Raw genomic sequence first — 15,660 nt, 5'->3', positions numbered from 1 at the left:
TAAATTTAATTTTTTTTGAACGAGGAACTGATGAACAGTTTAGAACACCTGCGGCAAGCAGAAAAGGCACTATTAGAAATTTTTTCTGGAATTGACACTCAGGTCAAGCATAATCTAAAACGAGTGCTGGATGCTTTTCGTAATCACCGTGTGGGCGCACACCACTTTGCTGGTGTAAGTGGCTATGGCCATGATGATTTAGGACGAGAAACTTTAGATAAAGTTTTTGCTGAAGTTATGGGTGCCGAAGCTGCGGCCGTGCGGGTGCAGTTCGTTTCGGGAACTCATGCGATCGCTTGTGCTTTGTTTGGTGTACTCCGTCCTGGAGATGAAATGTTAGCAGTGGTCGGTTCTCCCTACGATACGCTTGAAGAAGTTATTGGTTTACGGGGTAAAGGTCAAGGCTCCCTAATCGAGTTTGGCATAAATTACCGTCAATTGGAGCTAACCCCAGAAGGAACTATAGATTGGCAAGCTTTAACTACTAGTGTGAACCAAAACACTCGTTTAGTGTTAATTCAGCGTTCTTGTGGCTATTCTTGGCGTCCTAGTTTATCAATTGCCGATATTGAAAAAATCATCCATTTGGTAAAACAGCAAAACCCGAACACCGTTTGCTTTGTGGATAACTGCTACGGCGAATTTATCGAAACCAGAGAACCTACAGCTGTAGGTGCTGATTTAATGGCGGGGTCATTGATTAAAAATCCTGGTGGTACTATTGTCAGCGCTGGTGGTTATGTTGCCGGTCGTGCCGACTTAGTGGAAGCATCGGCTTGTCGCCTGACTGCTCCGGGTATCGGTAGTTATGGCGGCGCTACTTTTGACCAAAATCGTCTGCTGTTCCAAGGCTTATTTCTGGCTCCACAAATGGTAGGAGAGGCGATGAAAGGGACATACTTAACTGGTTATGTATTTGACAAACTTGGTTATCCAGTTAATCCCGAACCTCTGGCTCCCCGTGGAGATGTAATTCAGGCAATCAAACTTGGTTCTGCCGAAAAGCTAATTGCTTTCTGTAAGGCGATACAACAGCATTCTCCTATAGGTTCCTATCTTGACCCTGTTCCAGATGATATGCCGGGGTATGAGAGCCAGGTAGTCATGGCTGGGGGGACATTTATTGAAGGGAGTACCTTGGAATTATCAGCAGATGGCCCTTTACGTGAACCCTATGTGGTTTATTGCCAAGGTGGAACTCATTGGACTCATGTAGCGATCGCATTAGAGGCTGCGATCAATGCAGTAGGAAATGCTAATTTTATATTATAGCATATATTCCACAGCGCATGAGGTTTCTTGAGAAATTAGTGAAAGGCGATCGTATTACTCATCTTGTGACAACTCCTAACTCCAAACTCCTAACTCCTAACTCCTAACTCCTCACTCCAAACTTCTTACACCTAACTCCTCACTCCTCACTCCTAACTTCTTACACCTTGACTTCTTCGGCAAAACTACCCCATCTGACAAAGTGAAATGGGCCGGCGATAGAACCCCATAGATGTTCATCGGTGTCTAAATCTCTTCCCCGATCGAGGCTGGAAAATTCTTTAGCATCAATCTCAAATTCGTTATCCAGATAAGTATTTTTGCCGTCACGAACCACAATGCAGCATTTTCCAGGTTCAACCCTGCCTTTAAAGCTTTTACCTGTCCACTCTACGAGCATGTTGCAACCTGACATTTTTTCCAATTGGTCAACGGATAAACCTTTTAAACGTTCGGGATCGCGAGATGCACCGTAAAATTTTTGTTCTTCTTTAACCGTGTAGTGTTCAATAACAATGTGGTTTTCTGCCGGAATCAACTTCATTACCCGCATCCGGTAGGGTTGATTGAGCATAAAATCATAAGCTTGTTCGAGAAACAAACTTACTCCTGAGAACAATTCTAAGGGAAGGGGACGGATACACACGCGAATGTGGGCATAAAAAGGCGGGTTTTCAAAAGCTTGTTCTTGATTGCTAAAGTCAGCTGCCATCCACTGGGCTAAAGTGGCAATATCAGTAGAATGAGTCACGTCGTTTCGCTCCGAATTTAAAATTCACACATTCAAAATTCAATAATTTTTAATCCCCATAAATAAATTTAGAGGCTTGTATTCATGAGTCTGTTTTGGTCATTACAAGACGATCAACTAGTTGTTTAAAAATTATCTAGGATTATTTTGACACTTCCCAGACTAAAAAATCCTGGCTGCGATACCTTTGTTGGACTTTGCCGAAGCAATTTTTCAATTAGCTATTCCGATCGCATTTACTTCTAGAGTGCTTAAAATCCCATTGCTTCGGCTACTGCACCCAATTTTGCTGCAATACCCTGTTTAAATTGACTGTGATTGTGTTTAATCGCTGTATCTGGGTCTTTTAGACCATTCCCTGTGAGGACACAAACCACTGTCGCCCCTGTAGGAATTTGATCTTTTACCTGCAACAATCCGGCTACCGAAGCGGCGCTAGCAGGTTCACAGAAGATACCTTCTGATGATGCCAAAAGTCGATAAGCTTCGAGAATTTCTGCATCGGTAACGGCGTGGAAATTACCCTGACTTGCGGTTTGGGCTGCAACAGCTAAGTCCCAACTCGCAGGGTTACCAATCCGAATTGCTGTCGCTAGGGTTTCGGGATTTGCTACTGGCTGACCGTGTACTAAGGGGGCTGCACCTGCGGCTTGGAATCCCATCATTCGGGGTAAGCGATCGCATTTACCATCTTGATGATATTGACAAAATCCCATCCAATATGCTGTGATATTTCCCGCATTGCCCACAGGAATGCAGAGCCAGTCTGGGGCATCACCCAGCGCATCTACTATTTCAAAGGCTGCTGTTTTTTGCCCTTCTAGGCGGTAGGGATTGACGGAATTTACCAAAGTCACCGGATAGCTTTCGGACATCTCGCGGACAATTTCTAGGGCTTGGTCAAAATTACCTTTAATTGCCAATACTTCTGCCCCGTAGAGTAAAGCTTGAGCTAATTTGCCCAGCGCCACATAACCGTCGGGAATCAGTACAAAGGCATTCATGCCTCCACGCCTTGCATAAGCGGCGGCTGAGGCTGAGGTGTTGCCGGTGCTGGCACAAATTACTGCTTTTGCGCCTGCTTCCTTGGCTTTGGAAATTGCCATAGTCATCCCCCGGTCTTTGAAGCTGCCGGTGGGATTCAAACCGTCGTATTTTACAAAAACCCGTACTTGTCTGCCAATGCGTTCTGCGATCGCTGGCGCTGGTATTAGGGGTGTGTTACCCTCCAACAGAGTCACAATCGGAGTTTTTTCGCTGACAGGCAAGTATTCGCTATAGGCTTCTATCAGTCCGGGCCAGGGTTGGCGATGAGATTTAGCAACAGACAGGCTCAAAGTCACGGGATTTAAAATTTCTTAATGTTTTGGATTGGATATTTAGAAAGGGTGGCATAGGGAAGCGCAGAATCGGGAATGAGGAAGAAAGTGAATTTTTCTTTGCCCTGTTCCAGTTAGAAGTCCCCTAGTTCCAAAATGAATATTATGTAAGAATATTATTTTTTGTGGTACAGGCGTTTGATTTTTGCCATTTTTATTTTATTTAGAATGTCAGTTTATCATAACCGCCACGGCGACCTGGGGATGCTGACAAAGTGAAAAATGATAAACAAATTTATAGGACTTACGTAATAACTCTCTGAAACACTTGTTCCTACTTTGCAAAATGCCACTTCTGTGCTAGGCGCTCCGCGAACACCTTTCTGTATATTTTACCACTTTAATCTCTGCATTTTTTAACTTAAAATACGCAGTAACCTGCCTTTCCTTTGCGGTAGTTTTATCTTTGTGCTGAGAAAGACGCTCTTGCTAGCTTGCTTCCACGTTCGCGGAGCGTGCCGTAGGCAAGTGGTACAAAGACTCTACACTAGGACTTACGCATCAAGTACGAAATGTAGGGGCAATTCATGAATTGCCCCTACGGTAAATCAAGGCTTTCACTGCCTTGAGAGCGTAAGTCCTATACACCAGAGGTAAGTGCTTTACACTAGATTTTTTCCTAATCTGGCGTAATTTAATATCATCTACAGGGAATTTTTGAGGTAAATTACTCAATAACAGCGAGAATAATTAATACAACTAGAATTGGCAGGCTATCAATTAACTATTGCTAAGTACCATCGAATGGAAGGAAGTTTTGTACACTTGGGGCAATGTTTTCTCAGGAACATAGCCATTACGATCGCTGTCTCTTATGATTGAACCTGAAATCCATTCATTAGAGTAATCGATTGAAAATATACAATATTTTAATAAAGCTTAAAAAAGCAATATTATAATATTGCTAATGGTGTGAGTTAAGTTTTGGATTTAATTAGCGATGCCTACTTGTTTATCTAGTGTTTCCGATCGCGAGTCCCACGCTAACTGGGTCAGTAAGTTAACCAAGTCTTATTATCAAGACGATCAGCAAGCTAAGTTGATGCATTTACAAGCAGAGGTAGACTCTCTGTTACAGCAGTTGGAAAACCTGAAGCAGCAACGTTTAGCTGAAACTAACCAAAAAGAATAATTCAGTTTTGCAGATAGCGATGTCTACGACGGGCTATTCGGCGTCGCTTTTCCCCTCTCTAATCTAAATTTAAGTGAGGGGTAAATTTCAGTAAGGGGCGTGCTATTCAAAGCGCTGATTTTTCTCTGACCAGCGCCTCAAACTGTAGTTATGAGCATTTTCGACTAATAAAGCTAAGGATTGCACCCCTGAAAGCTTGGCGAAAGCAGATAGTCTTTGTAAGTTATTTCCTGTAAAATCAGTATAAATAACTTTATTGCTATCAGACAAAATTATAGTCCGGTCACGGCGTTGCTCTGGGTTTTTCCCTTGAATTTCAGGTTTAGGCTGATTCAAGGATGCTATTGCTGCTGCTGAGATAGTCAGTATTATTTCTGGTTTACCGTTATTTGTTAAATCAATCACTTGAACCGGCCAATCGCCCAACTTTTCTTGCATCTGCTCAAAGCTAGGAATAGCGCCACCCGGAACTTCATCAGATTGCTGCAAAGATTGCCACACACTCGATAACATTACCTTCACCCCTTGGGGATTTTGTTGATGCAGTTGTTGTAGAGTGATAGGAGATGGCTGTACCCATTCCAGTGCTGCATTTGTCAAGGCTAAAGGTTTAGGTTGGAGAACATCGTTTTGATTCTCTGGGATTTTGGGGCCAGCAGCTAATAGCCGCAAAACTTTACCCCGTAGTTGCACCGCTTTAATAGCGGCTACAGTAATTTTTTGTTCTCCATTTGGCAACCATACCACAATTTGAATTTCCGGGTCAGAAGTGATTCCCAAAGTTTTCCATAAAAATTTCGCGGCGTCAGTTTTGGGTAGATTGAAAGTCTCAAAGGGGGAATTTAGCCAGCGTTTCCCGTCATTAAATGCACTCACCTCTATTTGATACCATTGGTTATCTGTGAGTTTCAAGTCTACTGAGGAATTTGGTTGAAGCCACTCAGTGTTAGTAACTTGAGTGATTGGTTGGACTGTACCAACAATTCGACTAGGATGAGTAGAGGATATTTGCGATGCACCCTCACCATTAAGTCTTGCTAACAAATCTTGAATATAGGCAAGATTATCTTTTGTAATTTTTGGTTGCGCCTTCAACCAAGAATTAGCATGTTCTTCTCCCTGCTGAACTGCTAAAATTAAAGCAAACCAAGCTTGCACCTCTGGTCTATTTGGGTTCATCCGCAACGCTGCCGCCATGCGATTCCACAACCGTTTTTTATCAGCTTTGAGTAGGGTAGCAATTTCTTGAGCATTATTTGGCGACGCTTCAAACACCTGTAAAGCTTTCTCCCAACGACCATCAATCAAATCTGCTAGCACTTGTTGACTAGGACTTGCCCAATTTTTCTGGGCTTGGGTTTTAGTAAGTTGGGAGTGCAAGCGAATCAAATCCATTTGAGCTTGCGCTGCCTCTGGCAAAACTCCTTTGTGCTGTTTCTTGATAAACTTCAACCATTCAAAGGCAGGTGTCCACAGTCCACTACGGGCAATTGACAGGGCGTTTTGGTAGGCATAATCCTTGAGGGCTGGTGATTTGAGGGTAATCGTCTCTAATTGAATTGGTTTGAGGAATAACTTCAGAGGCTTGACTTGGTAAACCTGTAAGTGCGGTTCTAAACCTATAGTTTGGTCAACAACTAACTCTTTGGTACTATCACCAGTTACCTGCTGCCATTTGGGCAATTGTCCATTGGGACTAGTCCAAGACAACATTTGTAGTAAGTTTGTGCGTTCTGGATTGTAGTATACAACGTAACCGTAGGCGAAGACACCAGTACCTTGTTGTCGTTTACCCCACAAATTAAACCAAACACCTGGTGATGGTGTCCCACCTTCAAAGCGTTGCACTTCAGTTAAAGTTAGGGGAATGCTGATATCCTGGGGTTCTAATGTCCCATCAAGTGAGGGAGAAATCACAAAGGATTCATCTGGCCTAGTTACAGGTAATTGAGTTGCCAGATAGTAGTAATTTTTTGACTGAGATTTAAACTCTAACTCTTCTGAGCGTTGATAAACCCTGAGTTCTACAAGTTTTTTACAATCAGATTGACAATTAGCACGCTCTTGAAAAACTGGTAATAAAAAGGAGTTTTCCACATTTTGATGTAAAGGCAGAGTTTCCCCAAATATTTGGTTTTTTTGACTCAAATCGAGTTGAATTTGTTTGAGAGTTTGGGGGCGTTCGTGCTTACTAAGGGGGATTTGCGCCCATACAGGTAAAATTTTATTTAGCCAGCTTACCTGGTCAGGATTGAAGATGAAGAGAATACTAATCCAGGCAAAAGCCATAATTAGACTAGCACTACTTAAGAGAATTGCGATCGCTAGCATTGACGACAACCAACTTCCCCGTTTTAGCTTTTTCTGGGGTTTTTTAACGACGCGTTTCACCATACCTGCATGAGGTTTATTTTGTTTACAGGTTTTTGGCGTCAGCTTGCGTGAGCGATTTGGCATATTAGTTTTCAATCAATCCAGTGGATATTTTTTGGTATTGGACACAAGAAGCACAAGAGGCACAAGAAGCAGAAGGGAAACATTTAATGCAACTTCTCCCCTATTCCCTACTCCCTACTCCCCACTCCCTATTACCTAATACCCTGTTATACTCGTCCTTTCAGAAGTTGCCCAGAAGCATTAAGTCTCATTTGGGACAAAATACGTAAATTTTCCCATGTGAACGCTAGACAATAGCGAATACACTTGTCACTTAAGTATGTGAGCAGAGTGTAAAAAGTTGAAAGGTAGACTTATTAGCCGCAGTCATAGCAAAATCTGGATGCTCGCATGGTTACTAATTGCGGGAGTAAATGGAGTTGCACAAAAAGCTCTAGCACAAGAGTACACAGATACAAAAACTACTCAGGCGCAAGAGAGTGTAGATTTAAATGCCCCTCTCCTCTCCCCAATAAATCCGATGGCGCAAGTTACATCGGTTTCTCAACTCAAGGACGTACAACCCAACGATTGGGCATTTCAAGCATTACAATCTTTGGTAGAACGCTATGGTTGTATAGCTGGTTATCCAGATAGCAACTATCGAGGTAATCGTGCCTTAAGTCGGTATGAATTCGCTGCTGGCGTGAATGCTTGTTTAGATAGAGTCAACGAATTAATCACTACAGCCACCAGCGATTTAGTCACCCGCGAAGATTTAGCAATATTACAAAAGTTGCAGTCAGAATTTGCTCCTGAATTAGCAACTTTGCGCGGTCGTGTCGATAGTTTAGAAGCCAGAACCGCCGAAATCCAAGCCAACCAATTCTCAACAACAACCAAACTCAGCGGACTACTAATAGTTGGTATTCAAGGACGGACTAGCAATCGTGGTGATGTCAATCCTAGAGATGGACAAAAAGATACAAATGATGCGGGGACAAACATTAATGTCATATCCCTAGCGCAACTATATTTAACTAGTCAAATAACTCCCCGTAGTTATTTGTTTACAGGTCTTTTAGATGGTAAAGGAAAAACTTCGCCTAGATTTACTAATAGTGTTTCTCGGAATGATGTTTTACTTGGCTACGAATTTCCTACAGATAGCTTGATTGTAAGTGACCTCAATTTTCATTGGCTAGTAACAGATAAATTAGCAGTAATGGTGGGAACAGAAGGCGTAAGTATGCCAGCTGCTTTCCGAGGTCCAAATCGGGTAGAAAGTGCTGCAACAGGGCCGCTATCTTATTTTGCCCAAAGAAACCCAATTTTAAATATGGGATACGGTCACGGCGGTATAGCTATTGATTGGCAACTTGCTAAACGCGCTAGTTTGCAGGCAATTTATACTAGTTATCAACCAGGAAATTCTGGTAAAGGTAGCGGTTTATTTGATGGAAGCACGACTACAGGTGTGCAATTGCTGCTGACACCAACCGATACTCTAGATTTAAGTTTGTATTACGTTAACAATTACTCTTCGGATGGTTGTTTACTAACCTTTGTTGGCGATGAATGCTTAACTACAGTTAATACCAGTACCGGAAAATCAGCACCACTGCAAACCAACGCTGTGGGTGCGACAGTAACTTGGCAAATTTCACCCCGCATTAGCGCCGGTGCATGGGGTGGTTATACTAAATCTTACATTCCTGGGCAATCGGGAAATGTAGAGACGACAAATTATATGGTGTTTCTGAATTTTCCTGATTTATTTGCTAAAGGAAATTTGGGCGGAATTTATGTCGGTCAACCTCCTAAAATTACCAGTAGCAACTTACCTGTAGGAAATAATGTTCCTGATTTTGTCAATACTGGTTTAGGACGTGCAGGTGGACAACCAGGGACGACTACTCAAATTGAGGCATTTTATCGTTTTCAGCTAACAGATAACATCAGCATTACACCAGGAATAATTCATATCATCGAGCCTGGTCACACACCAGATAGTGACTCAGTTACCATCGGCATTCTACGGAGTACTTTTCTTTTTTAATTCCGCTTATCAATAAATATTATTGAACTTAAATATTGACAGATATTTATACCCAATTGGGCGCAAAAAACAATAAAAATCCCTTTTGCAATCCCCTCTAGTCAATTTTTTATACACTATATCTCATTTTAAATAGATATAAAAATAAGGTTTGGTTCACTGCCAAACCTCTATATAAATCCAGTGCATAACAACATCCCCAATTAATTTACTCATTATTATATTCATAGGGCATCTTCCCATAGGGTGTATGCAAATATCTATAATAAGTAGGTAGACGTAATTAAAATAATTCGTAATTCGTAATAGAGCCTCCGGCACGCTGCGCGGTTTTCATGGCCCTTTGGGCTGTACGTAATTCGTCAATTTTGTTTTGTAATGAAGAGTGCTGTTGTGGGGACGGTTTCCGACTCGCATTACAACGTGCGATTTAACCCCAATCGCATTACTTACCGGTTTTAGAACCGGAGGACTTAAACCCCCGGAACTAGTTAAACATAATAAGAAAAAACCTCACCCTCAATCCCTCTTTGATGCTTTGGAGAGGGAAGCCGGAGGTAGGGTGAGGTTTTATATTTAATTTGACCCACTTACTTAGGACTGTTGTCGATAATACTAGAAAAAAATTACTCTCCACAAAGTTCACCTTGTGTCAACTTCAACCAAAATACCGGAGAAAATCTCATTTTCACGATCTAAGAAGGAAATACTGGTTATATCGTCTATGCCACGAATAAAAGAGGCATCAGCCCACTAATGAGTATTCCCAGCCGGAGACTGGGAACCAGGCAATATCTCAAAGCTTTGTCTAGTCAGGCTTCTAGTTTATTTGGTATTCTCTGTATTAACCACCGGCGACAGCTGGGACAATACTTACTTCATCGCCATCTTTCAGGGCTGTGTTAATACCATCTAAATAGCGGATATCTTCACTATCGACATAAAAATTTACAAAGCGACGGAGCTTTCCTTCATCATCGCACAACCGCGATTTAATTCCAGGAAAGCTTTGCTCTAAGGAGTCCAACAATTCAGCAATGGTGCTACCGTTGGATTCTAGACTAGCTTGGTTATTAGTCAAATTCTGAAGAGTCGTAGGAACTAAAACTGTTACAGCCATAGAAGTAGAAAGTGAGGAGTTAGGAGTGAGGAGCGAGGAGTTAGGAGTGAGGAGCGAGGAGTGAGGACCGAGGAGCGAGGAGTGAGGAGTGAGGAATAAAGTCAAGAGTTATGCATAAAAAACTCATAACTCATAACTCCTAACTCCTAACTCCTAACTATACAAGGACTTGTTGCCATTCCAAGCGATCCAGAGTACGCGATCGCTCTAGCGCACGTTCAAAACTATCGAGTTTTGCATCAATAGTCAAGGGTTCGCCAACGTAGCCTTGAATTGCTTCTTGAGTTTTCAGACCATTGCCGGTGATGTAAATGACGGTAGTTTCATCTGGATCAATTTTGCCAGCTTCTACCAGTTTTTTCAGCACCGCCACAGTTGTACCGCCAGCCGTTTCTGTGAAAATGCCTTCGGTTTCTGCCAGCAGCTTGATGCCATCAATAATTTCTGCATCATTGACTGATTCAATGTTACCACCAGTCTTCTGAGCTAGCTCCACAGCATAAATACCGTCTGCTGGATTACCGATCGCTAGCGATTTAGCAATTGTATTCGGTTTTACTGGCTTAATAAAGTCGCGTCCTTCTTTGAAGGCTTGGGCGATGGGTGAACAACCTTCAGCTTGAGCGCCACTGAAACGGACTTTCTTGTTTTCTACTAAACCAACTTCAATAAATTCTTGGAATCCTTTATAAATTTTTGTAAATAGTGAACCAGAAGCCAAGGGAGCAACAACATGATCGGGTAGTTCCCAGCCTAATTGTTCTGCAACTTCAAAACCTAACGTCTTGGAACCTTCAGAGTAATAAGGACGCAGATTGATGTTGACAAAACCCCAGCCATGTGTATTAGCAACTTCTGAACAGAGACGATTGACTTGATCGTAGTTACCCTTTACTGCCATCAGAGTGGGACTGTAGATCAGGCTACCGATAATTTTACCGGCTTCTAAATCTGCGGGGATGAACACACAGCAATCTAAACCTGCGTGAGCTGCGATCGCAGCTGTAGAATTTGCCAAATTACCAGTGCTAGCGCAAGAAACGGTAGTGAAACCTAACTCTCGCGCCCTCGATAGAGCAACTGAAACTACCCGATCCTTAAAGCTAAGGGTGGGCATATTAACGGCATCATTTTTTATATAAAGCTTATTTAGACCCAGGCGACGGGCAAGGCGGTGGGAACGAACCAAAGGAGTCATACCCGTTCCCACATCTATAACATTGTCAGTTGCAACAGGCAAAAAGGGACGATAGCGCCAAATTGAATTGGGACCAGCTTGAATTGTTTCACGAGTCACAGTTAGACGGAGGGCGCTGTAGTCATACTTCACTTCTAAAGGCCCAAAACATAACTCACAAACGTTACTGGCTTTGAGTTCATATTCTGCACCACATTCCTTGCACTTCAAGGCTTTAAAGTAGGCAGTGCTGGTTTGGGTTTGGGTTTGGGTTGCCTGAGTCATAAACTAGCTTTAATAAGTTTGTCTGTCTGCTGTCGCTTGATACTAACACGAGCAAAAATACCAGTCAAACATACCCGATTAAAAATGTCGGGTATTCTTAGTATTGAAAAAATAGATTTCTGTAAAATTTTTATATCCGTAATCGCTATATTGGGTATTTATGCTTTTACTGGCTTTGTTAAAAAATTAGATCATAGTTTCAGGTACTCAGTATTAACGCTGCGATTTAATATGATTAAATTGCATTACATCTATGATGAACTTGCATTGATTGAAATCTTTATTCAATTTTAAGTGATTTAGATCACTTCGTTAAGCTTATATTTTTTTATTTAAATGACTCCACAAGGTAGTGAGATTATGACAGTAAAAATTCAAAAACCTTTCTATATATAAGTTTTATGGTTTTTAACGTCTGATTAAACCCCTAAAATTGCTCTATGTATTGCCAAAATGAAGTTGATTTTTCAGCTTTGATGCACTCAATTCATCGTTAAAGAAGTTAGTTATTTATACGGAAGATTTATTTTGCTGCCAAAGTTACATTTCTACTTACATGGATGATTCAGCAGGACACAGTGGTAAGTTACCCATATTTGCGATCGCTAGCCTTGATAATCAACGGTAAGCGTAAAACAAGTAGGCAATAACTTTTCTGTTTATTGCCTCAATCTAGTTTTTCAGGAGTAGCCAATAAGTTAACTCCTCAAATAGACATCTCCCAAACACTAACGTTTTGGCTCGTCTAATCGGTAATTCTTAAGGAATTGCCGAACCTTATCCTGTCTCAAAACCCAAGATACAAGTTCAGCAAATAAACAAACTACTTCTATGGTAAACCGAAACAAATCTCTCAACAAGCAGCGCCAGCGCTATCAGTCTCTAGTAGCAACAGCATTATTAAGTAGTAGCCTTTTCCAGTTTGTCGCACCTGTACTAGCTGACGGTACTAAAGCAGGTACATCTATAAGTAACACAGCGACAGCGACCTACGAAGATCCCAATGCGCCAGGGAGTCCCATCAATGCCACATCTAACGCCGTCACCGTGACTATAGCAGAGGTGGCTGGTATTACTGTTACAGGTTCTGGGATTGCAAATCAAACTAACCCAGGTGCTAGTACTAAGGCTGGTGATACACTAGTTTACACTTATACTGTAACCAACGTCGGTAACGACCTCACCAAATTCCAGATTCCTAACTTAGCGACACCAACAGGACCAGCCACAGTTTCGGGTCTATTACCTGGTAGTACTACATCTGGTAACTTGCAATACAGTACTGATGGCGGTACAACCTGGACAAATATCCCTGCTGGTGGACTAACTACAGGTGCAATCCCAGTTAATGGTAGTGTGTTGGTGCGTGTACCAGTTACCGTGCAAGCTGGGGCTCAAACAGGCGATATTATCACTGTCCAATTAGGACAAACTCCTGGTGATGCTCAAAACCAACCCCGGAGTGCTGATGGTGGCGACGTTTACACTGTAGATAATAATAACGCAGCAGGAGCTTCAATCAATGGTGTGAGAGAAGCCAGTGTTACCCAGAAGATTACAGTAGGAAATACTGCTAAAACTAAAGCGTTAGCAACTATCCTCAAAACTAAGACAGCCTATGATAATGCTGGCACTTCTAGCCTAAGTGATGACCTACTAACTTATGGTTTGAGCTTGCGGGTTGAGAGTAACGATGTAACTAATAGTGGTGTTACTCCCGCAGCTTTGGCTGGTACAACTATCTCTCTTGATGGTGCCGCCCACATCTTAGTTTCTGATGCTATTCCAGCAAATACAGTACTTAATGCCACTCCAACTGCTCCGACAGGTTGGAAAGTAGTTTACACCACTACTGCTACTACTACAAATGCTGAAAGCGCTACGTGGTCATATACCGCACCAGGCTCCTTGAGTTCAGTTACACGGATTGGTTTCGTTAACGATCCTAGCGTTGTCACTTCAGTTGGTACTGGGACAACAGTTAGCGGTTTTAACATCCAAGTTAAGGCAAGTGGTATTGCTGCAAATACTCCCTCAGCAACTATTAGCAACATCGCTCAAGTGGCTGGTACAACTGCTGGAGACCCGACCAGCAAAGTCTATGACAACTCAGGTGACCAAAACCCAGATAACTATAACTCTAGCAATAACACCTTTGCTACTACACCAGACGCTGGTACTACTAGTACGACGACTGACACACAGAATAATAACACTGCTACCAATAGTACTACTGGTGCTGTAAACACAACGACCCTCACAGTCCCCAGTCCCACCTCTGTGTTGAATGGGCCAAATGGAGCGCCTGATGCCGTTGGTCCAACCAACAACAGTGATGACTTCACTAATAAATCAGCACTAATTCCACCCAATATTGCTCCTGGCTCAACAGTTGATCCAGCTGCGGTATCCTTTACTAACACAGTTCAGAATACTGGTACATCTGCTGCCAATATTTCTCTTATACCTACACCACCAAATACACCAGGTGATTTGCCTACGAATACAGTGGTGACAGTATCATATCAAGGTTTATCAGCTGCTTATAAGTACAATGGCACAAGCTTTGTCTTCGTGACAGGAAGTGGTGCGGGTAGTGTCGGTGGTAACCCAATTAGCGCCACTAATCCAGTGCGAATTGATGCAGTTGCAGCCAATGGTGGTAAAGCTAACTATGGTATAAGCGTTGACCTGCCTGCTGGTACGCCACTCTCAACTGATACTACTGCTCAAGGTGCAGCTGTCACAGCTATTATAGAACGCGGCTTCCCCACACCGGTTACGGCTTTTATTGATGCAAACAATAATGGCTTACCTGATGACGCAGCTACTAACGTCAGCATTGACCGTGTATACACTGGCTTCTTGCAATTGCTGAAACAGTCACGAATTTTACAAGGAACTGGTCCAGCACTAGTAAATAGTGCTGATGGTACATTTAGTGTTACACCCAAAAAACCTGCCCCAGGCAACATTATTGAGTATCAGATTAGTTACAAAAATATTTCTACTGCTCAAGTGGGAACCGGAAATGTAATTCTGAATGCTGACAAGATTGTGATTAGTGAAGATGGTACGCAAAGCCCCAACAACTGGGCGCTAGACAACGATACCAGTGGTCAAATTGATACCAGCAACATTGTTGGTTCGGCTAAAGATTCTGGGGCTTCAACTATCCAGTTCTTCACTGGTAATCCAGCTACTAGCTCTGGCGTCGATCAAACTGGAACCACGGTAAATAGTGATGTCACAAAGTATGTAAATACTGCTACTGGACAGATTGCACCTGGTGTTCTAAGAACATTTACCTTCCAACGCAAGGTTAACTAGATAGTTTGATTTCACCCCTCTTTTTTTACAAAGAGGGGTGTGATAGCGCATCTGTGTTTGTAGTTGGCAATTTAGCCCTAAATCCCCAACTACAAACTGATTATTTCCCAGCGAAAACAGGGAAAGATAAGTTAGCAATCAACATTGTGAAAGTTTTTTGAGGTTATTTATATGAAGCGTCTTTCTTTTGCAGGTTTAGGAGCGATCGCACTCATTGCTACCGTTCCATTTGTCAGTCAAGTGCCGGGAATGGCTTCTCTATGGCATTCTACAAGCGCCATCGCTCAAAATGTCAAACCTCAAGGGCAGTTACAGCTGCACTTAGAAGCAGAAAAGCAAGTAGTGGCACAGGATCAACAAGGTAAGCAAAGTAAGAGATGGCAACCTTTGAAAGGTCAAGGTGTGGTGCAGCCAGGTGATGTGTTGCGATATACCTTAACTGGTGAGAATAAGAGCGATCGCCCAGTTAAAAATCTGACTCTCAATCAGCCTATTCCTAAAGGAATGGTATATGTGCTTAAATCTACGACTGTCACCAATGATGCAAAAATTAGTTACAGCATTGATGGTGGGCGCAGCTTTGTCGAAAATCCCACTGTAAAAGTTACTCTTCCTGACGGCAAAGTGGAAACTAAACCAGCACCAGCTATTGCTTACACCCACATCCGTTTACAGGTTCCGTCAGTTGCAGCCAAGACAATAGTCAAGGCAACTTATCAAACCCAAGTGCGCTGATTGAAATTGGGCTTGTCCAAAGTCCAATTAGTCATTAGTCATTA

10 protein-coding genes are annotated in these 15,660 nt (G+C 42.4%); 5 read left to right on the top strand and 5 right to left on the bottom strand.

Annotated elements, in window-relative coordinates; all coding sequences use genetic code 11:
• Nucleotides 1–30: 30 nt before the first annotated feature.
• The gene (locus tag V7K73_RS21180; protein WP_334882760.1) at nucleotides 31–1,272 is read left to right on the top strand and encodes a methionine gamma-lyase family protein; all 1,242 of its coding nucleotides are present in this window, start codon (nucleotides 31–33) and stop codon (nucleotides 1,270–1,272) included.
• A gap of 160 nt (nucleotides 1,273–1,432) precedes the next feature.
• Here V7K73_RS21180 and V7K73_RS21175 read toward each other — a convergent pair whose 3' ends face one another.
• Nucleotides 1,433–2,023 carry a chromophore lyase CpcT/CpeT gene (locus V7K73_RS21175; RefSeq protein ID WP_334882759.1) on the bottom strand — a complete coding sequence of 197 codons (591 nt, stop codon included), beginning with the start codon at nucleotides 2,021–2,023 and terminating at the stop codon, nucleotides 1,433–1,435.
• A 251-nt stretch (nucleotides 2,024–2,274) separates the two neighbouring features.
• Nucleotides 2,275–3,366 carry a threonine synthase gene (thrC, locus tag V7K73_RS21170; RefSeq protein WP_334882757.1) on the bottom strand — a complete coding sequence of 364 codons (1,092 nt, stop codon included), beginning with the start codon at nucleotides 3,364–3,366 and terminating at the stop codon, nucleotides 2,275–2,277.
• Nucleotides 3,367–4,342: 976 nt separating this feature from the next.
• Between thrC (V7K73_RS21170) and V7K73_RS21165 the strand changes: the two genes are divergently transcribed.
• Nucleotides 4,343–4,534 (top strand): hypothetical protein, encoded by a 192-nt coding sequence (locus V7K73_RS21165; protein WP_334882755.1) that lies wholly within the window; start codon nucleotides 4,343–4,345, stop codon nucleotides 4,532–4,534.
• A 102-nt stretch (nucleotides 4,535–4,636) separates the two neighbouring features.
• On the opposite strand, the gene V7K73_RS21160 is transcribed toward V7K73_RS21165, so the two are convergent.
• On the bottom strand, nucleotides 4,637–6,991 hold the full coding sequence (locus tag V7K73_RS21160) for a hypothetical protein (protein ID WP_334882753.1): 2,355 nt from the start codon (nucleotides 6,989–6,991) through the stop codon (nucleotides 4,637–4,639).
• A gap of 322 nt (nucleotides 6,992–7,313) precedes the next feature.
• Between V7K73_RS21160 and V7K73_RS21155 the strand changes: the two genes are divergently transcribed.
• Entirely contained in the window at nucleotides 7,314–8,969 is a 1,656-nt protein-coding gene (locus tag V7K73_RS21155; protein WP_334882959.1) for an iron uptake porin, read from the top strand.
• A gap of 844 nt (nucleotides 8,970–9,813) precedes the next feature.
• Here V7K73_RS21155 and V7K73_RS21150 read toward each other — a convergent pair.
• Together V7K73_RS21150 and thrC (V7K73_RS21145) are read right to left on the bottom strand one after the other, a co-directional pair.
• The gene (locus tag V7K73_RS21150) at nucleotides 9,814–10,089 is read right to left on the bottom strand and encodes a ubiquitin-like small modifier protein 1 (protein ID WP_334882752.1); all 276 of its coding nucleotides are present in this window, start codon (nucleotides 10,087–10,089) and stop codon (nucleotides 9,814–9,816) included.
• Nucleotides 10,090–10,246: 157 nt separating this feature from the next.
• Nucleotides 10,247–11,551 (bottom strand): threonine synthase, encoded by a 1,305-nt coding sequence (gene thrC, locus V7K73_RS21145; RefSeq protein WP_334882751.1) that lies wholly within the window; start codon nucleotides 11,549–11,551, stop codon nucleotides 10,247–10,249.
• Nucleotides 11,552–12,382: 831 nt separating this feature from the next.
• Between thrC (V7K73_RS21145) and V7K73_RS21140 the strand changes: the two genes are divergently transcribed.
• Together V7K73_RS21140 and V7K73_RS21135 are read left to right on the top strand one after the other, a co-directional pair.
• Complete coding sequence (locus V7K73_RS21140) at nucleotides 12,383–14,881, top strand: beta strand repeat-containing protein (protein WP_334882749.1); 2,499 nt, start codon at nucleotides 12,383–12,385, stop codon at nucleotides 14,879–14,881.
• A 171-nt stretch (nucleotides 14,882–15,052) separates the two neighbouring features.
• Nucleotides 15,053–15,616: a hypothetical protein gene (locus V7K73_RS21135; RefSeq protein WP_334882747.1), complete on the top strand. Its 564-nt coding sequence runs from the start codon at nucleotides 15,053–15,055 to the stop codon at nucleotides 15,614–15,616.
• Nucleotides 15,617–15,660: the final 44 nt, after the last annotated feature.

This window comes from Nostoc sp., assembly GCF_036916975.1.
Classification (GTDB): Bacteria; Cyanobacteriota; Cyanobacteriia; order Cyanobacteriales; family Nostocaceae; genus Nostoc.
This window is presented reverse-complemented; position numbering and strand designations above follow the sequence as displayed.

Excerpts from the sequence above, each read along its gene's own strand:
- V7K73_RS21150 (WP_334882752.1), bottom strand. The coding sequence starts at position 10,089 with ATGGCTGTAACAGTTTTAGTTCCTACGACTCTTCAGAATTTGACTAAT.
- V7K73_RS21165 (WP_334882755.1), top strand. The coding sequence starts at position 4,343 with ATGCCTACTTGTTTATCTAGTGTTTCCGATCGCGAGTCCCACGCTAAC.
- V7K73_RS21135 (WP_334882747.1), top strand. The coding sequence starts at position 15,053 with ATGAAGCGTCTTTCTTTTGCAGGTTTAGGAGCGATCGCACTCATTGCT.
- thrC (WP_334882751.1), bottom strand. The coding sequence starts at position 11,551 with ATGACTCAGGCAACCCAAACCCAAACCCAAACCAGCACTGCCTACTTT.
- V7K73_RS21180 (WP_334882760.1), top strand. The coding sequence starts at position 31 with ATGAACAGTTTAGAACACCTGCGGCAAGCAGAAAAGGCACTATTAGAA.
- V7K73_RS21160 (WP_334882753.1), bottom strand. The coding sequence starts at position 6,991 with ATGCCAAATCGCTCACGCAAGCTGACGCCAAAAACCTGTAAACAAAAT.
- V7K73_RS21155 (WP_334882959.1), top strand. The coding sequence starts at position 7,314 with ATGCTCGCATGGTTACTAATTGCGGGAGTAAATGGAGTTGCACAAAAA.
- V7K73_RS21140 (WP_334882749.1), top strand. The coding sequence starts at position 12,383 with ATGGTAAACCGAAACAAATCTCTCAACAAGCAGCGCCAGCGCTATCAG.